Origin of the sequence: Hydrogenophaga flava NBRC 102514, assembly GCF_001571145.1 — a bacterium.
Classification (GTDB): Bacteria; Pseudomonadota; Gammaproteobacteria; order Burkholderiales; family Burkholderiaceae_C; genus Hydrogenophaga; species Hydrogenophaga flava.
This window is the reverse complement of sequence record NZ_BCTF01000022.1, coordinates 34,670-55,481: the sequence shown is the minus strand read 5'-3', so window position 1 is coordinate 55,481 and position 20,812 is coordinate 34,670. Positions and strand designations below refer to the sequence as shown.

At 67.5% G+C, this 20,812-nt stretch carries 20 protein-coding genes; 16 read left to right on the top strand and 4 right to left on the bottom strand.

The window, feature by feature from the left end; genetic code table 11:
* Positions 1-27: 27 nt before the first annotated feature.
* The gene (gene fliD / locus HFL01S_RS18315; protein ID WP_066261200.1) at positions 28-1,443 is read right to left on the bottom strand and encodes a flagellar filament capping protein FliD; all 1,416 of its coding nucleotides are present in this window, start codon (positions 1,441-1,443) and stop codon (positions 28-30) included.
* Positions 1,444-1,593: 150 nt separating this feature from the next.
* The gene (locus tag HFL01S_RS18310) at positions 1,594-2,418 is read right to left on the bottom strand and encodes a flagellin N-terminal helical domain-containing protein (protein WP_066261199.1); all 825 of its coding nucleotides are present in this window, start codon (positions 2,416-2,418) and stop codon (positions 1,594-1,596) included.
* A gap of 492 nt (positions 2,419-2,910) precedes the next feature.
* Here HFL01S_RS18310 and flhD point away from each other — a divergent pair, with 492 nt between their 5' ends.
* The 14 genes from flhD to HFL01S_RS18240 all read left to right on the top strand — a co-directional run bounded on the left by flhD (position 2,911) and on the right by HFL01S_RS18240 (position 17,152).
* Entirely contained in the window at positions 2,911-3,252 is a 342-nt protein-coding gene (gene flhD / locus HFL01S_RS18305; protein ID WP_066261198.1) for a flagellar transcriptional regulator FlhD, read from the top strand.
* Positions 3,253-3,279: 27 nt separating this feature from the next.
* Entirely contained in the window at positions 3,280-3,819 is a 540-nt protein-coding gene (gene flhC, locus HFL01S_RS18300) for a flagellar transcriptional regulator FlhC (protein ID WP_066261196.1), read from the top strand.
* 152 nt (positions 3,820-3,971) lie between these two features.
* Complete coding sequence (motA, locus tag HFL01S_RS18295; protein WP_066261194.1) at positions 3,972-4,832, top strand: flagellar motor stator protein MotA; 861 nt, start codon at positions 3,972-3,974, stop codon at positions 4,830-4,832.
* Positions 4,832-5,926, top strand: a complete 1,095-nt coding sequence (motB, locus tag HFL01S_RS18290) for a flagellar motor protein MotB (RefSeq protein ID WP_084383476.1) — start codon at positions 4,832-4,834, stop codon at positions 5,924-5,926. Before motA ends, motB begins: the two co-directional genes overlap by 1 nt.
* Before the next feature lie 31 nt (positions 5,927-5,957).
* Positions 5,958-6,344: a chemotaxis response regulator CheY gene (gene cheY, locus HFL01S_RS18285; RefSeq protein WP_066261192.1), complete on the top strand. Its 387-nt coding sequence runs from the start codon at positions 5,958-5,960 to the stop codon at positions 6,342-6,344.
* Positions 6,345-6,361: 17 nt separating this feature from the next.
* A complete protein-coding gene (locus HFL01S_RS18280) occupies positions 6,362-6,976 on the top strand; it encodes a protein phosphatase CheZ (RefSeq protein WP_066261186.1) in 615 nt (204 codons plus the stop codon).
* Positions 6,977-7,084: 108 nt separating this feature from the next.
* Positions 7,085-8,242, top strand: a complete 1,158-nt coding sequence (locus HFL01S_RS18275) for an EscU/YscU/HrcU family type III secretion system export apparatus switch protein (RefSeq protein ID WP_066261182.1) — start codon at positions 7,085-7,087, stop codon at positions 8,240-8,242.
* On the top strand, positions 8,239-10,323 hold the full coding sequence (gene flhA / locus HFL01S_RS18270; RefSeq protein ID WP_066261181.1) for a flagellar biosynthesis protein FlhA: 2,085 nt from the start codon (positions 8,239-8,241) through the stop codon (positions 10,321-10,323). Before HFL01S_RS18275 ends, flhA begins: the two co-directional genes overlap by 4 nt.
* Positions 10,320-11,834 (top strand): flagellar biosynthesis GTPase FlhF, encoded by a 1,515-nt coding sequence (flhF, locus tag HFL01S_RS18265; protein ID WP_066261180.1) that lies wholly within the window; start codon positions 10,320-10,322, stop codon positions 11,832-11,834. Before flhA ends, flhF begins: the two co-directional genes overlap by 4 nt.
* A complete protein-coding gene (locus tag HFL01S_RS18260) occupies positions 11,827-12,627 on the top strand; it encodes a hypothetical protein (RefSeq protein WP_066261179.1) in 801 nt (266 codons plus the stop codon). The genes flhF and HFL01S_RS18260 overlap by 8 nt, the downstream gene beginning before the upstream one ends.
* Positions 12,628-12,632: 5 nt before the next feature.
* Positions 12,633-13,349: an RNA polymerase sigma factor FliA gene (locus HFL01S_RS18255; RefSeq protein ID WP_066261177.1), complete on the top strand. Its 717-nt coding sequence runs from the start codon at positions 12,633-12,635 to the stop codon at positions 13,347-13,349.
* 30 nt (positions 13,350-13,379) lie between these two features.
* Positions 13,380-14,996, top strand: coding sequence for a LicD family protein (locus HFL01S_RS18250; protein ID WP_066261175.1), 1,617 nt, complete (start codon positions 13,380-13,382; stop codon positions 14,994-14,996).
* Positions 14,996-16,333, top strand: coding sequence for a bifunctional cytidylyltransferase/SDR family oxidoreductase (locus tag HFL01S_RS18245; RefSeq protein WP_066261172.1), 1,338 nt, complete (start codon positions 14,996-14,998; stop codon positions 16,331-16,333). Before HFL01S_RS18250 ends, HFL01S_RS18245 begins: the two co-directional genes overlap by 1 nt.
* Positions 16,334-16,369: 36 nt before the next feature.
* Positions 16,370-17,152, top strand: a complete 783-nt coding sequence (locus HFL01S_RS18240) for a class I SAM-dependent methyltransferase (protein ID WP_066261171.1) — start codon at positions 16,370-16,372, stop codon at positions 17,150-17,152.
* 5 nt (positions 17,153-17,157) lie between these two features.
* Here HFL01S_RS18240 and HFL01S_RS18235 read toward each other — a convergent pair whose 3' ends face one another.
* On the bottom strand, positions 17,158-17,694 hold the full coding sequence (locus HFL01S_RS18235) for a hypothetical protein (RefSeq protein ID WP_066261169.1): 537 nt from the start codon (positions 17,692-17,694) through the stop codon (positions 17,158-17,160).
* 50 nt (positions 17,695-17,744) lie between these two features.
* A complete protein-coding gene (locus HFL01S_RS18230; RefSeq protein ID WP_066261167.1) occupies positions 17,745-18,875 on the bottom strand; it encodes an MFS transporter in 1,131 nt (376 codons plus the stop codon).
* Between the two features lie 74 nt (positions 18,876-18,949).
* Here HFL01S_RS18230 and HFL01S_RS18225 point away from each other — a divergent pair, with 74 nt between their 5' ends.
* A complete protein-coding gene (locus HFL01S_RS18225) occupies positions 18,950-19,840 on the top strand; it encodes a LysR substrate-binding domain-containing protein (RefSeq protein WP_066261166.1) in 891 nt (296 codons plus the stop codon).
* A 9-nt stretch (positions 19,841-19,849) separates the two neighbouring features.
* Positions 19,850-20,746, top strand: coding sequence for a LysR family transcriptional regulator (locus HFL01S_RS18220; RefSeq protein WP_066261165.1), 897 nt, complete (start codon positions 19,850-19,852; stop codon positions 20,744-20,746).
* Positions 20,747-20,812: the final 66 nt, after the last annotated feature.

Genomic DNA, 20,812 nt, shown 5'->3' with positions numbered 1-20,812 from the left:
CTGTAGTCACGGAAGTGTTCATTTGCGTCAGCTCTTGTTCCACATGATGATCTGCTGGCTGACGAAAGCGCTCAGGCCATTGAGCGAGCCCACGGCAGCGTCCATGGCGTTGTACTGGGCCAGCAGGCGCTTCTCGGAGCGCGCGGCTTTTTCGTTGACGCGGTCCTGGTCCAGGGAGTTGCGCTTGATCGAGGCCTTCAGGGCATCGGTCTTGTTGGAAACCGTGCCGTCGGCGTCGATGAGGCCCTCCGCGAACTTCTTGATCTTCCAGCCGAAGCCGGTCGCCGTGGGGTCGCTGCTGGTGGACGTGAACAGGGCCTTGAGGTCGTCCAGGTTTTCCATCGCGGCGTCCATCTTGGTCGCGTCGATCTCCAGCTTGCCGCCGGACTTCAGCGCGATGCCGACGTCGGAGAGGCGGCTGTAGGGCGTGCTGGCGGACACCGATCGCATCATGCCGCGCAGGGCGTTCTGCAGGCCCACCGTGGTGGCGTCGCCTTGCAAGGGGCCAGCGATCTTGGTGGCCTCGTCGTAGCGCAGGGCGCTGGTCAGCGTCGTGTTGAGCGTGTTGTACGCATCGACAAAGGCCTTGACGTTGCTGCGGATGGCCTCGGTGTCGTTGGTCACATCGATGTTCACCGGCGCCGTGGTCTCCTGGCTGAGCTGGATCGTCATGCCCGTGAGGGTGCCGCTGAGCGTGTTGCTGGCCGAGGTGACGGGCACACCGTTGATGGTGGCCTGCGCGTTCTCGGCGCTCTGCGAGCGCGACATGCCGTTGGCATTGCCGACGCTGAAGGCCAGGCGCGAGAGGCCGGTGGCGTCGGTGTCGTCGCCGTCGTCGTCGGCGACCGTGATGCGGAAGGCGTTCTCTTCACCCGTGGCCTTGGAGCGCACCAGCAGGCGCTCGCCCGAGGCGTCGCGCAGCACGGTGGCGCTCACGCCGGCGTCGGACTCGTTGATCTTGGCGGCGATGTCCGACAAGGAGTCGTCACCTGCTTCGATGTCGATGGTGACCGGTGTGCCGCTGCCGGCGGTGAAGCTGCTGCCGCTCCACTGGCCGAGTTCGATGGTCATGCTGCCGGTGCCCATGGCGGTGCCCGTGGTCACGGCGGCGGAGGCGGTGGACTGGGCCTTGGCCAGGTTCTGCACCTCCATGGTGATCGAGGTGGCGGGCGCGCCGGCCTTGACCGTCACGCCGATGGCGGACGGGTTGGACGAGGTGGCCTTGACCCCATTCCAGCCTGTGTCCTTGGACAGTTTGGCCGCGGCATCGCCGAGCGCCGACACCTGGGACTTGATGGTGCCCATGGTCGAGAGCTTGGTCTGCAGGGAGGAGGCCTGCGACTTCAGCTGGGTCAGGGGCGCCTTTTCCAGGGCGACGAGTTGCGAGACGATGCTCTGGATGTCCAGGCCGCTGGCGATGCCTGGTGACGAGATGGTGGCCATGGGCGCTCCTTGTCATCCCCGACGGGATGTACCCATCGCACGCGGGCTGCATGCGATCGGTGCATGCCCCGAAAGACGACGCGACGGGGCACCGGGGTGCCGCCGTCGCCGGTCGCCACACCCGAAGGTGTGACGAAACGGTGTCGTGAATCAGCGCAGCAGGGACAGCACGCCCTGGGGCAGCTGGTTGGCCTGGGCCACCATGGCGGTGCCGGCCTGTTGCAGGATCTGGCCGCGCGACAGGTTCGAGGTTTCCACCGCGAAGTTCGCGTCCACGATGCGACCACGGGACGCAGCCAGGTTCTCGGACGCGACCTGCAGGTTGGCGATCACCGAGTCGAAGCGGTTCTGCTTGGCACCGTAGGTGGCGCGGGCGGTCGTGATCTCGTCGATGGCGGCGTCCAGGTCGTCCATGGCGGCCAGGGCACCCGAGCTGGTGGCGATGGCGCCGGCCACGACGGCCGTCACGCCCGAGCCGGCGGTCAGATCGGTCGTGTCGATGTCGATCTGGTCGGTGGTCACGTTGTCGGCGCCGACCTGGAAGGTCAGGGAGGCCGAGGTGTTCAGCAGGTTGGTGCCGTTGAACTTGGTGCCGTCCAGCACGCGGGTCACTTCCAGTGCCAGTTCCTGGTATTCCTCGTCGAGGTTGGCGCGGTCGTCGTCGGAGTTCGAACCGTTGGCCGACTGCACGGCCAGTTCGCGCATGCGCTGCAGCGCGTCGCCGACGCGGCCCAGTGCGCCTTCAGCGGTCTGCGCCAGGGAGATGCCGTCGTTGGCGTTGCGGATCGCGACGTTCATGCCCTTGACCTGCGCGTTCATGCGCTCGGCAATGGCCAGGCCGGCGGCGTCGTCCTTGGCCGTGTTCACACGCAGGCCGGAAGACAGGCGCTGCATCGAGGTGGACAGAGAGCCAGTGGACTGGGCCAGGTTGCGTTGTGCATTGAGGGACTGTACGTTGGTGTTGATGGTGCTCATCGTTAACTCCTAAAGTTGGACAAAGTAATCCGGCATCGCTGCCAATCTCAACGTCCGTCTTTCGACGGACCGCCATGACCGGTGCTCGTCGCTGCAAGCCGGTTGGCCCTCGGGCCGGTGACCGTCTCGCCGCGTTGCTTGCCGGACGACGAACCTTTTAGAAGTTCGTTGAGATGCTTTTCGGTGGCCCTGACATATTCTTTAGCCCCGCCCTATACCGGATCGGTGAAATAAGCAAGGGATGCACGTCCCTGTTCCGGTCTTAGTGCCGCCACCCCGCCCACAGGGGTGCGCGCCGTCGGGTGCTCGGTGGACACCCGGATGAGTACCTTGGTTGTAGGAAAAAATCTGACACGGTGTCGGGTGCGCGCCGACAGTGCGAACAGCCGTTTCCCGATTCAAGATTTTTTACGGCCCGACACAATTACTCACATCAAGTCAGCAGATGTAGCAACCCGCCAGCACCGCCGACCGATCTGAAGGAGAAACACCATGGACAGCGAACAACTCTTGGCCGAAATCCGCGAAGCCAACCTGACCTACCTGATGCTGGCCCAGAACCTGATCCGCAAGGACCGCGCCGAAGCGCTGTTCCGCCTGGGTCTGACCGAAGAGGCCGCCGACCTGCTGGGCATGCTCTCGACCGCCCAGCTGCTCAAGATCGCTTCGACCAACATGCTGCTGTGCCGCTTCCGTGTGGACGACGACCTGGTGTGGAACCTGCTGACCAGCCGCAACGTGAAGAAGGTCGACAACGCCACCACGACCCAGCTGCACGCGTCGATCCTGATGGCCGGCAAGTTCGCCGAGTCGATGACCACGACGGCCCACTGATCACCACCCCCGCACGGAGCACGCACCATGGCCACCGCAAAAAGCATCCTCAACGAGTCGCGCGACATCGCCCGTGCCGTGGCCCTGATCCAGCTCGGTGCCCGCCTGCAGGTGCTGGAGTACGAAACCAGCCTGTCGTATGAGCGCCTGCTGCGCCTGTACAAGGAAGTGGCCGGCAAGAGCCCGTCCAAGGGTCAGCTGCCTTTCTCGACCGACTGGTTCCTGACCTGGCAGCCCAACATCCACGCCTCGCTGTTCCTGAACATCCACGAGTACCTCTCCAAGACCAGCGAGCTGGAAGAGATCGACACCGTGATCAAGGCCTTCCGCCTGTACAGCGAACAGATGACCGCCAGCTCCATCGAGCCCCTGCTGTCCGTGACCCGCGCCTGGCGCCTGGTGAAGTTCGTCGACAGCGGCATGCTGACCCTGACCAAGTGCTCCTGCTGCGGTGGCCACTTCGTCACCGAGCCCTACGAGAACGCCAAGAGCTTCGTCTGCGGCCTGTGTGAGCCGCCGGCCCGCGCCGGCAAGGGCAGCGCCAGCGGCGGCCTCCGTCTGCACTGAACGCCTGCTCCGTTCAAACCCTGAAAAGGACCCTTGCGAGGGTCCTTTTTGCGTTTCTGGCGGACCTCAATCACCCCTAGAGTTGGACCGATAGGAAAGACAGTCGTTGGGGCATTGCGCTCCGGGTTCCGTTTCAACTCAAGGTTCACTTCATGTTTGTCATCGTCGGCTTCCTGATATCGATGGCCTGCATCTTCGGGGTCTACATCTTTCACGGCGGCAACATCGGCGTGATCCTCAAGGCGCTGCCGTTCGAGATGACCACCATCTTCGGCGCCGCCATTGGCGCCTTCCTCATCAACAACCAGATGAAGGTGGTCAAGGCCACGCTCGCAGGATTCGGCCAGTGCTTCAAGGGCAGCCGCTTCACCAAGGCGCGCTACATGGAGCTGCTGGCGCTGCAGTTCGACATCCTGCAGAAGGCGCGCAAGGAAGGCCTGATGGCCATCGAGCAGGACGTGGAGAACCCCGAGCAGTCGGCGCTGTTCAAGAAGTACCCCGTGATCTCGGCCGACCACCACGTGGTGGAGTTCATCACCGACTACCTGCGCATGATGGTCTCGGGCAACCTCAACGCCCACGAGATCGAGTCGCTGATGGACGCCGAGATCGAGACCCACCACCAGGAGGCACACGCCCCGGTGGCGGCTATCGGCCGCCTGGCCGGCGCGCTGCCGGCGTTCGGCATCGTGGCCGCCGTGCTCGGCGTGGTGAACACCATGGGCTCGGTGGGCCAGCCGCCGGCGGTGCTGGGCGGCATGATCGGATCGGCCCTGGTCGGCACCTTCCTGGGCATCCTGCTGGCCTACGGTGTGTTCGAACCGCTGGGTGGCCTGCTGGAACAGAAGACCGAAGAGGCGTCCAAGGAATTCCTCTGCATCAAGACCACGCTGCTGGCCTCGATGCAGGGCTACGCGCCCTCCACCGCCATCGAGTTTGGCCGCAAGGTGCTGTTCTCCGATGTGCGCCCGAGCTTCTCCGAGCTGGAAGGCCACGTCAAAGGGAAGAAGTGATGGCCGACGGCAAGAAGCTCCAGCCCATCATCGTCAAGCGCGTCAAGAAGGGCGGGCATGCGGCGCACGGCGGCGCGTGGAAGATCGCCTACGCCGACTTCGTGACGGCCATGATGGCCTTCTTCCTGCTCATGTGGCTGCTGGGCTCGACCTCGTCGGGCGACCTCAAGGGCATCGCCGACTATTTCTCCAACCCGGTCAAGGTCACGCTGATGGGGGGCAACGGCACCGGCAACAGCGACTCCGTGCTGCCCGGTGGCGGACAGGACCTCTCGCGCCGGCAAGGCCAGGTCGACACCGGCGACGCCGAACGCGCGGCCAAGCTCATGGGTGCGCAGATGGCGCGGGCCGAGCTCGCGCGCAGGGACGCCGCGCGCATCGACGCGCTGCAGGTCAAGCTCAACGATCTGATCGAAAGCAACCCGGCGCTGTCCGAGTTCAAGTCGCAGATCCGGATGGAGAAGACCGCCGACGGCTTGCAGATCCAGATCGTCGACGACCAGAACCGCCCCATGTTCGACGTCGGCAGCGCGATGGTCAAACCCTATATGCGCCAGATCCTGCGCGAGATCGGCGGGGCCATCGGCGACATGGAGAACCGGCTTGCGCTCTCGGGCCACACCGACGCCACGCCCTACGGCAGCGGCGACCGCGGCTACAGCAACTGGGAGCTCTCGTCCGACCGCGCCAACGCCTCGCGCCGCGAACTGGTGGCCGGCGGCCTGCCCGACAACAAGCTGGCGCGCGTCGAGGGCCTGGCCTCCAGCCGGCTGCTGGACGCGAACCAGCCCGACGCGCCGATGAACCGGCGCATCAGCATCCTGGTCATGACCCGCGAGGCCGAGGAGCGCATGGCGCCCACCGGCGACGGCACGGCGCTGCGCCCGCCCGAGGTGCCCGCCGGGCCCACCCAACCCGCCGAGCCCGCTGCCGGGGCCATGCCGGCACCGCAAGCCGGCGCAGAAACGGCCGTTCCCCAGGTCGAATCGCCCGTTGAGCCGGTGCGCAAGCTGCCGATGGGCCTGCCCGATCTTCAGAAACTGGCAGAAGTGCCGAAACCCCGAGAAGAGGCTGGGCCTGTCAAGCCCCGCTAACCGCCACTGTTTCCTGACAGGAGACCCCACCATGTCCACCCCGATGAAATTCCTGATCGTTGACGACTTCTCCACCATGCGCCGCATCGTGCGCAACCTGCTCAAGGAGATCGGTCACGCCGACGCCGATGAGGCGGAAGACGGGGTGATCGCGCTCAACAAGCTCAAGAACGGCAACTTCAACTTTGTCGTCAGCGACATCAACATGCCCAACATGAACGGCTTCCAGCTGCTGGCCGAGATCAAGAAGGACGAGGCGCTCAAGCACCTGCCGGTCCTGATGGTGACGGCCGAGGCGCGCAAGGAAGACATCGTGATGGCCGCACAGGGCGGCGCAGCAGGCTACATCGTCAAGCCGTTCACCAAGGCCACGCTGGAAGACAAGCTCGCCAACATCTTCAAGAAACTCGGCCTCTGAGCCCAGCGGGAGTTCACATGTCAAAGAGCAACAGCCCGGGCAATCCAGAAATGTTCCAGCAACTGGGCTCCATCACGCGCCAGCTGCACGACGCCCTGAAGGAACTGGGGTACGCCGACAAACTCAAGGGCACGGTCGACCAGCTGCCCGACGCGCAGAGCCGGCTCTCCTACATCGCACGCCTCACCGGTGAGGCGGCCGAGAAGGTGCTCAACCACGTGGACGGTGCCAAGCCCGAGCAGGAGCTCATCACCGAGCGCGGTCGCCAGCTGACCTCCACCATCGCCGCGGTGCCGGGTCTGGCCAAGGCCATGCCCGAGCTGCTGAACTGGGCGAAGGACGTGGTCGAGCTCAGCGAGAAGAGCAATTCGCGCCTGACCGAGATCATGATGGCGCAGGACTTCCACGACCTCACCGGCCAGGTGATCAACCGGGTGGTGCAGCTGGCCGCCACCATCGAGGAACAGCTGCTGGCCCTGCTGCTGCAGTCGGCGCCCACCGGCGCCCCGGGCCAGGACAAGGCCTACGACATGAACGCCCTGGAAGGGCCGGTGGTCGACACCGAAGGCCGCACCGACGTGGTGGCCGACCAGAAGGACGTGGACGATCTGCTCGCCAGTCTCGGTTTCTAGATCCGGGCATTTCGCTTCGGGAAAAGCGGGCCTCGTGCCCGCCTTTTCTCGCCTTCATTTCGGGGGCCGACTTCCACAATCTGACTCAAGTTTTCCTGAGTCAGACCGATGTCCTCCTCCCAAGACAAGAACCTGCCGGCCACTGCGCACCGCCTGAAGAAGGCGCGCGAAGAGGGCCAGCTGCCGCGTTCGAAGGAGCTGTCCAACCTCGCAGTGCTGGGCGGTGGCGCGGTGCTGCTGATGCTGCTGCTGCCGATGGGGTTTGCGCATCTGCAGACCTCACTGGCCTCGCAGCTGCGCTTTGACCACAGCGCGCTGCTGCAGCCCCAGCTGCTGATCGAACGCCTGCACGCCAGCCTGGGCCTGGGTCTGGTGGTGTTCATGCCCCTGGGTCTGGCCACCCTGGCGCTGGCCGTGTTCGCCGCCTTCGCCTCGGGCAGCTGGACCATCACCACCCACACCATGGCCCCGGACCTGACCCGGCTCAGTCCCCTCGCCGGGCTGGGGCGCATGTTCTCCAAACAGCAGCTGTTCGAGACCGTCAAGCTGGCGGTGATGACCGCCATCGTCGGCTTCGTCGGCTGGAAGTTCCTCTCTTCTCACATCGCTGGTTTCGCCAGCCTGCTGATGCAGCCGCTGGAAGGCGGGCTGGGACAGCTGGCGCTGTGGATGCGCACCGGCGTGGGCATCCTGCTGGGGGTGGTGATGCTGTTCGCGCTCATCGACTTCCCGATGCAGAAGTTCCTGCACGCCCAGCGCCTGCGCATGTCGCGCGAGGAGGTCAAGCAGGAACACAAGCAGAACGAAGGCGACCCGCACGTCAAGGGCCAGCGCCGCCGCCGCCAGCGCGAGCTGGCGCACCGCATCAGCATCGGTGCCGTGCCCAAGGCCGACCTGGTGGTGATGAACCCGACCCACTACGCCGTGGCCATCCAGTACGACGACGCCACCATGAGCGCGCCGCGCGTGATCGCCAAGGGTGCCGACCTGCTGGCCCTGCGCATCCGCGACGTGGCCAAGGAACACAAGGTGCCGGTGCTGCAGTCGCCCATGCTGGCGCGTGCGCTCTACGCCCACGCCGAGCTCGACCAGGAAATCCCTTCCGCCCTCTACACCGCGGTGGCCCAGGTGCTGGCCTATGTCTACCAGCTCAAGGCCGCGCTGGCCGGTCGTGGCGCCATGCCCGGCGCCGCGCCCGATCCGCAGGTGCCGCCCGAACTCGATCCGCACTGGAAACCCACGCCGACCCCGGGAGCCGCTGAATGAACGCCCAACTGAAATTCCTGCAGCAATGGTTCGGCCGCCACGCCGCGCTGGCCCAGGGAATGGCCGCGCCGCTGCTGGTGGTGCTGGTGCTGGCCATGATGGTGCTGCCGCTGGCGCCCTGGGTGCTGGACACCTTCTTCACCCTGAACATCGCGATCGCGCTGGTGGTGATGATGGTGGCGGCCTACATGCGCGCGCCGCTGGACTTCTCGGTCTTCCCCACCGTGCTGCTGCTGACCACGCTGCTGCGCCTGTCGCTGAACGTGGCCTCCACCCGCGTGGTGCTGATGGAAGGCCACACCGGCCCAGGCGCCGCGGGTGCGGTGATCGAGGCCTTCGGCCACTTCCTGATCGGCGGCAACTTCGCGGTCGGTTTCATCGTGTTCGCCATCCTGGTGGTGATCAACTTCGTGGTGATCACCAAGGGCTCGGAGCGCATTGCCGAGGTCTCGGCCCGCTTCACCCTGGACGCCATGCCCGGCAAGCAGATGGCCATCGACGCCGACCTGGGCGCCGGCCTGATCAACGAGCAGGAAGCCAAGCGCCGCCGCGCCGAAGTGGGCGAAGAGGCCGAGTTCTTCGGCTCCATGGACGGTGCCTCCAAGTTCGTGCGCGGCGACGCCATCGCCGGCATCCTGATCCTGTTCATCAACATCATCGGCGGCCTGATCATCGGCATGGTCCAGCACGGCCTGTCGGCCGGCGAGGCCGCCGACAGCTACATCCTGCTGGCCGTCGGTGACGCGCTGGTGGCGCAGATCCCGGGCCTGCTGATCTCGGTGGCCGCCGCCATGGTGGTCTCGCGCGTGGGCAAGGAACAGGACCTGGGCGTGCAGATCGTCGACCAGATGTTCATGTCCTCGCGCGTGCTGGGCATCACCGCCGGCGTGCTGTTCCTGCTGGGCGTCATCCCCGGCATGCCGCACCTGGTGTTTCTGGCCTTCGCCGCGGCCATCGGTGGCCTGGCCTGGTGGCGCCTGCAGGAAGAGCGCAAGCCCAAGGCCCCCGAGCAGCCGGCCGCGCCGCCCAGCGACGGCGAGGCCACCTGGGACGACCTGCAGCCGGTCGACCTGCTGGGCCTGGAGCTGGGCTACCGCCTGATCGCCATGGTCGACAAGAACCGCCAGGGCGACCTGCTCACCCGCATCAAGGGTGTGCGCAAGAAGTTCGCACAGGAGGTGGGCTTCCTGCCGCCGGCCGTGCACGTGCGCGACAACCTCGAGCTGCGGCCCAGCGGCTACCGCATCACCCTGCGCGGCGTGGTGGTGGGCGAGGGCGAGGTCTTCCCCGGCATGTTCCTGGCCATCGACCCGGGCGGCGTGGGCACACCGCTGATCGGCACCCCCACCAAGGACCCTGCTTTTGGCCTGCCCGCGCACTGGATCGACGAGAAGCAGAAAGAGAACGCGCAAATGGCCGGTTTTACGGTGGTTGATTCCGAGACCGTGCTGGCGACCCATCTTTCACACTTGATGCAAGTCCAGGCCGCCAAGTTGCTGAGCCGGACAGAGACCCAGGACCTGGTCGAACACGTGACCCGCCTGGCCCCGAAACTGATCGAAGAGGTCGTGCCGAAAATGGTCCCCGTCGCCACCTTCCAGAAAGTGCTGCAGCTGCTGCTGGAAGAGTCGGTGCACGTGCGCGACATCCGCACCATCATCGAATCCCTGGCCGAACACGCCGGCAGCACCTCCGACCCGGTCGAGCTGGCCCGCCGTGTGCGCACCGCGCTGTCGCCGGCCATCGTCCAGCAGATTTACGGCGGTTCGGTCAAGGAACTTGAGGTCATTGCGATCGAACCCGGCCTGGAGCGCCTGCTTATGCAGGCCCTGACCGGCAACGGCGCCGGCGCGCTGGACCCCGGTGTGGCCGAGACGCTCTCGAAGTCCGCCGCCGAAATCGCCAACCGGCAGGAAGAGCGGGGCGTGCCTGCCTGCCTGCTGGTGCCCGATGCCATCCGCACCGCGATGGCCCGCCTGCTGCGCCGCGCCGCGCCGCGCCTGCAGGTGCTCGCCCACAGCGAGATTCCTGAAACCCACCTTATCCGTATCGGCCCGATTCTTGGGGAGCTTGCAGCATGAACATCCAACGATTCACCGCCCCGACCTCGCGCGAAGCCATGGCCAAGGCCCGTCAGGCCTTTGGCGACAGCGCCGTCATCCTCTCCAGCCGCGCCACCGACGGGGGGTTTGAAGTGATGGCCGCCGCCGAGGAAACCCTGGCGCCCGTGGCCCAGCAGCCCAGCTCGCTGGCCAGCCGCGCCGAGGAGCGCATGCCGACCATCCGCACCCGCCGCGCCGATCCGCCCGCCTTCCGCGACTCGGTGCAGGAAGACACCGAGCAGATGGCCATGAGCACGCTCTCGTTCCAGGAGTACGTGCGTGAGCGCATGCTGCGCAAGCGCCGCGCCGCCATGGAAGGCGAGGGCGCCGAGGACAACGCACCGCCCGCCCGCGAGACCGCCGCGCCCCGCGCCTCCGCCCGCGCACAGGCCCCGGTCGAGCGCCCCGCACCGGTCCGCCTGGCCATGCCGCCGGCCCCGATGGCATCGCCCGAGCCGGCCCCGATCCGCACCCGTCCCGCCGCACCGGCCCCGGCCTGGTCCGACAGCGAGGCCCTGGACCCGCGCGCCGCCTCCGCCAGCGAAGGCCGCATGGCGGTGGAACTCTCGGCGCTCAAGGACATGATCGAGGAGCGCTTCAACACCCTGGCCTGGCTCGGTTCCTCCAAGCAGAACCCGATCCAGTCCACGATGATGCTCAAGCTGATCCGCGCCGGCTACTCGCCCGCCATCGCCCGCGCCGTGCTCGAACGCATGCCGGCGGACACCGGTGCCAGCCAGGCCGTTCGCTGGGTGATGGACACGCTGACCCGCAACCTGCGCACCGCCACCCCGGGCAGCGGCCTGTGCGACGAGGGCGGTGTGGTCGCCCTGATCGGCGCCACCGGCGTCGGCAAGACCACCACCGCCGCCAAGCTCGCCGCCCAGTGCGTGCGCCAGCACGGCGCCGCCAGCGTCGGCCTGATCACCCTGGACACCTACCGCGTCTCGGGCTACGAACAGCTGCGCGCCTACGGCCGCATGCTCGGCGTCGTCGCCCACCTGGCGCACGACCGCGCCGCGCTCAAGGACCTGCTGGACCTGCTGTCGAGCAAGCGCATGGTCATCATCGACACCGCCGGCCTGGGCCAGCGCGACCAGCGCATCCAGGAGATGCTGGACGTGCTGGACATGCCCTCGGTCAAGAGGGTGCTGGTGCTCAACGCCGGCTCCCACGGCGACACGCTGGACGATGTGCTGACCTCGTTCAAGTCCAGCGGGCTGCACGGTGTGGTGCTCTCCAAGGTCGACGAGGCCGTCAAGCTCGGCCCCGCCATCGACGCCCTGGTGCGCCACCAGGTGGTGCTGCGCGGTGTGGCCAACGGCCAGCGCGTGCCCGAAGACTGGCAGAACCCCGACGCAGCCACGCTGGTGCGGGTGGCCATGGGCACCGAGGGCAAGTCGGCCTACGACCCGGTCGCCACCGACATGGGCTTCTACTTCTCCCAGGCCTCCTCGCGCGGCATCCAGCTGGGGGCTGGCCATGTTTGAAGCCGGTTGCGACCAGGCCGCCGGCCTGCGCGCCCACCCGCTGCGCGAGGGCCCGGCCCTGCTGGCGGTGGCCAGCCCGGCCCAGCCCGCCAGTGCCTACGAGCTGCTGTGCCACCTGTCGGCGCAGCTCAAGGCCCAGGGCCGACTGCCGGTGATCCTGGACGGCACCGCCACCGAAGCCGCCGAACGCCGCAGCGGTGACGGCCACCACCTGGGCCTGCTGCACGCCCTGAACGACTCCGCGATCTGCGGTCTGGGCCATCCGGCCGACGGTCACGAGTGGCTGGTGATGCCCGCGGCCCAGGGCCTGCGCGCGCTGCAGCGCACCGCGCTGACCGCCGGCGGGACGGTGGCTCTCTCGCGCCTGCTGGCCCCCTTCACCAGCGGCACCCTGCTGCTGTTCTTCGCCCCTGCCCACGAGCTCTCGCCGCTGTGCAGCGAGCTGCAGGCGCGCGTGGTGGTGCCGGTGCTGCCCCATTCCCAGGCGGCCATCGACGCCTACGGCGCGGTCAAGCTGCTGCACATGGCCGGCGCCCGCCCGGTGCTCGCGCCCGTGACCAGCGCCGACCCCGAGCAGTCGCTGGACACCGTGCTGGCCACGGTCTGTGACTGCGCGGACCGGCACCTCGGCCTGGACCTGGAGCGCTGGAGCGAGCCCGTGTGGGCCGCCTGCGCGCAGGAACACGCCCTGACCCGGCCCCAGCGGCCGGACACCTTCCACGGTCTGCGCGACAACCGGTTTGCCGCCACCGGACCGTCCCCTGTGGGCGCGATGCCCTCACTCTGGAGTTGAACGACATGTACACCGCCAAAGGCACCCTCAACCGGGACGACCAGTTGCGCAAGTACAGCCCGCTGGTGCGCCGCCTGGCCCACCACATGATCGCCAAGCTGCCGCCGAGCGTGGAGGTCGACGACCTGATCCAGGTCGGCATGATCGGCCTGACCGAAGCCATCGCGCGCTTCGAGCCTTCGCAGGGCGTGCAGTTCGAGACCTTTGCCAGCCAGCGCATCCGCGGCGCCATGCTCGACGAGCTGCGCGAGGGCGACTGGATGAGCCGCGGCTCGCGCAAGAGCCAGAAGGACATCGAGCAGGCCGTGCACCGCCTGCAGCAGAAGCTGCACCGCGCGCCGATGGAGAGCGAGATCGCCGCGGAGCTGGGCATGAGCCTGGCCGACTACCAGCACATGCTGGCCAAGGTGCGCGGCACCCAGCTGGTCTACCTGGAAGACATCAGCGGCCGCGACGACGACGAAGAAGGCTTCCTGGACCGCCACATGGGCGACGACGAGGCCGACCCTTCGAGCCTGCTGCAGGACCAGCGCATGCGCATGGCCCTGGTGGAGGCGATCAAGAACCTGCCCGAGCGCGAGCAGCACATCATGTCCATGTACTACGAGCACGACATGAACCTCAAGGAGATCGCGGCCGTGCTGGGCGTGACCGAGTCGCGCATCTGCCAGCTGCACAGCCAGTCGATTGCCCGCCTGCGCACCAAGCTGCGCGAGCACTGAGCCGACCGGTCCCCCACGCCAAGGAACCCCATGTTCGAAGCCGAATTCCCCCGCCTGGTCCGCATCGAGCGCTTGCTCCAGCGCCAGGACTACGCCGCGCTGGAGACCCTGGTCGTCAAGGAAATGCCCCGGCAGCTGCTGAGCGAGGAGACGCTGGACGCTGCCCGCCTGCTGCGCCAGAACGCCACCGTCGTTTTCCTGGCCTCGCTGGCGGCCGAGAACCTGCCCAAGCCCTTCCGCTTCAAGGCCTGGCTGGCGGTGTACCAGTCCATCGCGAACGGTGCACCCACCGCCGAACTCGGCGCGCTGCCCGGCCGCCACCCGCTGCGCCTGATCGCCGAGGCCGTGGTCCGCAAGACCGCGGTCGATGCCGCCGTGCTGAAGAACGGCCACGGTCCGCTGGACGACTGGTGCCACGCCGCCGAACTGGCCATCGACCAGCAGCGCTTTGATCTGCTGGAACAGATCGTGCGCGAGCTGGTGCGCCGCAAGCCCGGCGTGCAGGACTGGCTGCGCTTCACCCAGGCGCTCATCGCACGGCACAACCACATTCCCCAGACCGCCGACACCGTCGCCCTGGGCCGCGCCTACAGCTGCATCCGCGACCACCTGATCGCTCGCCTGCCCGCGGTCGATAAGGTGCGCAGCCGTCTGGCGCTGTACATCAGCCAATGCCACTTCAGGGCGGGCGACTACGCGGGCGCCATCGAGGCTGCGCGGCACGCCACCTCGGCGGACCACCGCATCCACGCCGCCTTCGATACGGCGCGCGCGCACTGCTTCTCGGGCGACCTGGACCAGGCCCTGGTGTGGATGGACCAGGTGCTCGAACTCCAGTGCGCGCGCGGTCCGGTCCAGACGCCGCAGCCAGCGACCGAGGCCCACGCTGGCCAGGCGCCCAAACAGGACAAGGGGCCGCCCAAGAAGATCTTCGACCCGGTGCAGGCCTCCGGGGCCTTGCTGGACCTGCAGAACGCGCTGGAGCCCATCGGCAAGAAGGCCTTCCTGGTCTCGGGCACGCTGCTGGGCTTCCACCGCGAAGGCGGTCTGCTGGCGCACGACAAGGACATCGACGTCGGCATCATCGGCTGGGAAGACCAGTACGAGGTGGTCAACGCGCTGCTGCAGAGCGGCCGCTTCGGCATGGACCTGCGGCGCCTGCATGGCCACAAGACGTACCACGTTCCGGTGCGCCACATCGGGACCGGCGTGAGCATCGACATCTTCGTCTACCACGAGGAGGGCGGCAAGCTGGTGACGGGTGTCCAGTCCGAATTCGGCTACCTGCAGAAGTTCGCCTTCACGCCCTTTGGCCTGGAGAAGACCGGCTTCCTGGGCATCGAGTTCTACGTGCCCGACGACATCGAGCGCAACCTGGCCGAGAACTTCGGCAACTGGCGCCAGTCGGACCCCGACTACATCTCGCACCTGCAGTCGCCCTCGACCGTGGATGTCGGTGGCAAGGTGTTCCAGATCGTCGGCCGCATCCGCGCGCTGGAGGCGATCAACGCGGGCAAGCTTGAGAAGCTCTCGCGCGTCATCCAGATCATGACCGAGCACCAGCACCACCCCGGCGGCATGTCGCCGCACATCCTGGAGCTGCTCCAGACGGCCTACGACCAACGAACCGTTGCAGAGGTGGCGTGATGAACGATTTCGCTTTTGTCCTGCTGGCCGGTGGCAGCGGCACCCGGCTCGACTCCCCGATTCCCAAGCAGTTCATCCGCGTGGCCGGCAAGACCATCGTGGAGCACAGCTTCGACGCCCTGCACAGCTACGCGCCCGACGCGCGCATCGTGATCACCGTGCCGGCCGACGCGCTGGAAATGGCGCGCAAGCTGTTTCGGGACACGAAGGCCGAGGTGATCGTCGGCGGTTCCTCGCGCCAGGCCTCGGCCTGGGCGGCGCTGAAGTACCTGCGCGCCGACCCGCCGAGGAACGTCATCCTGCACGACTCGGCGCGGCCCTTCCTGAGCCACCAGATCATCCACGACGTGGTCGACGCGCTGCAGTCGCACGAGGCGGTGGACGTGGCCATCAAGACCAGCGACACCATCATCGTCGAGCGCGACGGCTTCATCCAGAGCATCCCCAAGCGCGACCACATCTACCGCGGCCAGACACCGCAGGGCTTCCGCTACGGCGCGCTCGTCAAGAGCTACGAAGAGATCGGCCCCGAGAAGATGGGTGAGTTCACCGACGACTGCGGCATCTACATGGCCTGCCACCCGATGGGCCAGGTGCGCATCGTCAAGGGCAGCTCCGAGAACATCAAGATCACCGACTCGGTGGACCTGGTGCTGGCCGATGAGCTGTTTCGCATCCGCCAGCAGCAGCTGGCGCCCAACCTCAACGGCCTGGACCTCAAGGGCAAGCACTCGGTGGTGTTCGGCGGCAGCGCCGGCATCGGCAAGGCCATCGTGCAGATCCTCGAAGAGGCCGGCAGCACGGTGCACAGCGTCTCGCGCCGCACCGGCTGCGACATCGCCGACCACGACCAGGTCGAGGACACCTTCGGGCGCCTGATGAAGGAATGGGGCCGCATCGACCACGTGGTCAACGCCGCCGGCCTGCTGATCAAGAGCCCGCTGGAACAGCAGTCGCCCGCCGACGTGGCGCAGCAGGTGTCGGTGAACCTGCTGGGCTCGCTCAATGTGGCGCAGTGCGCGCACGCGCCGCTCAAGGAGTCGCACGGCATGCTGCTGCAGTTCTCCTCGTCCTCTTTCACCCGTGGCCGTGCCGACTACTCGGCCTATTCGGCCTGCAAGGCGGCCATCGTCAACCTGACGCAGGCGCTGTCGGACGAGTGGAAGGACGATGGCATCCGCGTCAACTGCATCGTGCCCGGCCGCACCGACACCGGCATGCGCCGCAGCAACTTCGCCGGCGAAGACCAGCGCACCCTGCTCAGCCCCTATGAAGTGGCGCTGGCCTCGGCCAAGCTGCTCAGTTCCAGCGACACGGGCGTGATCGCCCGCGTCTGACACCGCAACCATTCATTCCGTACCGAGGAGAACCCCATGAGCCAATGCCCCGTCTGTGGCGGTGAAGAAGACATCGTCGCCCACACCTGCCGCGTCAAGCCGTACCAGGGCAAGACCATGCGCGGCCACCAGTGCCGCTCCTGCGGCCTGATCCGCTACCCCGAGAACCTGGGCAACTACGTCAAGATCATTGCCCGCCAGTCGTCCGAGGCCGCACTGCGCGAACTGCGCAACGCCAACGACGAGCGCCCGGGCCGCGAGTTCTACATGGCCGAGATGGGCATGGAGATCGTGAGCAAGCACAACGCCAGCGTGAGCTTCTTCGGCTCGGGCCTGAACACCGACCACCTCTGGCTCAAGCGCGCCTACCCCGAGGTGCAGACCAAGCTGGTCGACCTGGAGAACATGCAGGAGGCCGAGAACTTCGAGACCATCGCCGAGGCCACGCCGTCGGACGTGGTAATCGCCTCCGAGGTGATCGAGCACTTCACCGAGCCGGTGGCGCACTTCGAGTCGCTGCTGCGCCTGCTCAAGGACGATGGCGTCCTGATCTGCAGCTCCAACATCTACGACGGCACCAACATCGCCACGCACCAGTACCCCTTCGTGCCGGGTCACGTGGCCTACTGGACGCCGCTGTCGCTGATCAAGGTGGCGGCCGACCACGGCTGCTTCGTCGACTTCCGCACGCCCGAAATCGGCCTCACGCGGGGCGGCCCGCGCAAGAAGTACATCATCTTCTACAAGCGCACCGAGACCCTGTTCCGCATGAGCAACTACTTCGGCACGCACATGCACGCGCCCTCCGAGAAGGCGTGAGCGGCTCAGGGGCCTGAGGTCGGCAGGTCTGCAGCCCCGGCGTTCATGCCATAGCGGGTGTTCAGCAGCATCCGTATGGCTGCCGCGATGGCGTCGCATTCGCCAGGATTCAGCGGGCTGAACTGCGCAGTCCAGGCGTCCGAATCGGCGAACGCCGGGAACCGCGGCGGCTCGCCCCATTGCCAATCGGGATGCGTCGCCTTCGGGCTTCGCCCAAACACATGCAGGTGCATCCTGCGGTGTAGCCGGGGGGTTTTGGGGCCCATCGGATGGGCCTTGTCGTTGAGCGCGTTGTTGCCGGCCTCCCAGTAGTTGAGGCATCCCCCGTCGAGCGGCGGCAATGTGTCCAGCATGGCCTTCCCGGTGGCAGCCACCAGGCAGGCCCACCGCGCCAGCTCATCGGGCGTGAGCTCGCTTCTTTCCCAGACCGGCCGCGGCGGGTGGACCAGCAGGTGCCCGCCGTCGCAGCGGTGGTTCATCGGCCGCGCAGGCAGATCCACGGTGCCGCCCGCGCAAACCACGAGGGTGCGATGCAGGTTCATTTCGATGTCTCCAGAAAGCAGGGGAAGAAGGGAATCCGCGCAGCGTGCAGTCAGCGCTTGTGCGGCTTGAGGCAGGCCATCGCCGTGGTGGCCAGCAGCAGCGCCGCGCCGCCATAGATCCACGCGGCCGGCACGGCGGGCAACAACAGCCCGGCCAGCACCGGGCCGCCGCCGGCGCCCATGTCGCGCCAGACGGACCGCGTGACCAGGGCTTGTATGCGCCCTGGCCCCGGTGTGCGAAGCGCGACCAGTGTGGGCAGCAGCGGCAGCAGCAGGGCGCGCAGGATCACGATGGCCAGTGCGCAGCTCCACAACCATCCGAAGCCGAAGCCCGCCACGGCGACCGACGTCAGCACCGCGAAGACCACCAGCAGCACGGCCGGGTCGTGCTTGTCCGCCAGGTGCCCGCCCGAGGAAGCCAGCACGATTTCCGCCAGGTAGCGGACCGACAGCAGCAGGCCCGCCACGAGCACCGGTTGACCCGGCAGCAGGTCTCGACCCAGGTAGGACAGGCCGATGATGAACAGGCCGTCCAGCACCAGGCCTTCAACAAAGGAAAAGCGGTCGAGGCTGCCCGGGAGCCTTGACGGCTTTTCTTCTGGCGGTGGCTCGGCGTGGGGCGCGTCGGGCAACTGGCGGGCCACTGCCACGACCACCAGCGCGGCGATCGCGAACAGGAAGAAGATGGCTTTGGGACCGGCCCACAGCGCAGACGCGCCCCCCAGTGGCAGCGCCAGCATGGGCCCCAGGGCCGTCACCGCGCGCGAGCGGCCGGCCCGGCGCGCAGCGCCGGCCGGTTCCGCCGTGGCCAGGGCCTGTGTGGCCAGATTCAAAGCAGCGAAGGCCAGCCCCCACACCAGCCGAAGGCACAACAGGGCGACGAAGCCGGTGAGGGTGGCGTAGCCCAGCGCACACACCGCCGCCGCCAGCGCGGCCAGCGTGCAGGTGCGCCGCTCGCCATGTCGGGCGTAGAACCGCGCCACCGCGCCGTACCCGGCGATGCGCACCAGTCGGTTCGCCGCCAGCAGCATCCCGGTCTCGGGCAGGCTAACCCCAAAGGCCGGTGCAAACATGGGCAGGAGCAGGTAGAGCGCTGTGTCCCCGGGCAGGGACAGCCCCAGCACCCAGGCGGCGCGGCGCGAGTGGCGGTCGGTGAGGAGGGTGGTGTCGGGTGTCGGCATGGGGTCATGGTGCGCAACGCCGCCACGCGCGACAAACGGTTTTGCTGCGCGGCATGCGTGAGAAAATTGCACGCATGCCGCCCCGCCTGCCTCCGTTGAACGCTGTCCGAGCTTTCGCGGCCGCTGCGCGCCACCAGAGCTTCACGCTGGCCGCACTGGAACTGCACGTGACGCACAGCGCGATCAGTCGCCAGGTCCAGGCGCTGGAGGCCCATCTGGGCGTGGTCCTGTTCGAACGCAGGACCCGGCAGGTGCTGCTCACGGCCGCCGGTCACCAGTTCCATGCCCAGGTGGGACCGGCCCTGGAGCAGATAGGCGCCGCCGCCGAGTCGCTCAGGGGCACTGCGCCGCTGCGCCCGGTGAAGATCAACGTCAGGCCCTCGTTCGCGGTGCGGTGGCTGATCCCGAGGCTGCCGGGGTTCGTGGCCCGGCATCCGGACATCGAGCCGCAGGTGATGACCACCACCTTGCCGCCCGACAAGGCGCTCGACGCCTACGACCTGGCCATCCGGCGCGGCACCCAGGGGTGGCCGGCAGCGATGGAGATCCATCCGTGCCTGGACGACGAGGCGCTTGTGGTGGGATCGCCCGCGCTGTTCGCCCGATGCCCTGTGCACGAACCGGCGGCCCTGGCGTTCCATGTGCTGCTGCTGTCCCGATCGCGCAGCGAGGACTGGGAGCACTGGAAGCGGCTGGTGCGCGCGCCCGGGTTGATGCCCTCCGGCTGCCTGCAGTTCGAGCACCTGCACTTTGTGCTGCAGGCGGCCGTGGACGGGCTGGGCTTCGCCCTGGCGCCAACCTCCCTGATCGCACACGACGTGGCGTCGGGGCGTCTGGTCTGCCCCTTGCCCGATGTGCGGATGCCTTTGAGCGGCCATTGCATCGGAGTGGCTCCGAACGCGTCGCCACAGACCCGGCAGTTTCTTCAGTGGCTTCTGGACGAGATGAAGCCTGCATCCACTTAGGCCCCAGCCATGAACCTGCGATTCGTCGAAGCCTTTCACTGGGCCGTCTCCCTGGGCAGTGTGACCCGGGCCGCCCAGAAGCTGCACATCACCCAGTCCGCGCTCTCGGCCCGCATCTCCGCGCTGGAGGAGGAGCTGGGCACGGTGCTCGTCGACCGGCGGGACAAACAGTTCCGCCTCACGATTGCGGGACAGCGCTTCCACACCCTGGCGCAGCAGCTGCTGTCGATGCAGCGCCAGATCAAGGAGGCCATGGGCCACAACAGCGGCGACATGGTCACGGTGCGCATCGGTGCCATCGAGTCGGTGGTGCACAGCTGGCTGCCGCGCTGGCTGGTGCAGATGCGGGCCGACCAGCCCGACTTCGCCTTCGAGCTCACGGTGGAAACCTCGCCGGTGCTGGTCGACCAGGTGCGCCGTGGCGCGCTCGACCTGGTGTTTGCCGCCATCCCCGCCAACGACGCGGGCCTGCGCTCGGTGGCCCTGCCGGCCATGCAGATGTCCTTTGTCGGCCACCAGGACATGCACCTGGCGCGGCGCTACCGGCTCAACGACCTGGCCTGCCTGGAGCTGCTGACCTTCCAGCGCGGATCGCAGCCGCACCAGGCGCTGCTGGAGCTGTTCCAGGGCGATGAAACGCCCACCCCCCGCATCCACACGATCTCCTCGATCTCCGCCATGGTGCAGCTGGTCGAGGCGGGTTTCGGGGTCGCCACGCTGCCCTCCGAGGTGGTGTCCGCGCTGGCCCACCGCTCGCCCCTGCGGGCCCTGCCGGGCGCGCCGGCGCTGGCGCCGCTGCCCATCCACGCCAGCTACCGCGAAGACCCCACCAGCACGCTGACGGAGTCGCTGCTGGCCTCGGCCACCGCACAGCTGAGGTCCTCGCGCACCCGATCGAAGCCCTGAGTGCACCGCGCCGGTGCCTAGGGTTAACCTTGATAGGGTTAACGCGCACTCGATCAGGTCATCGAT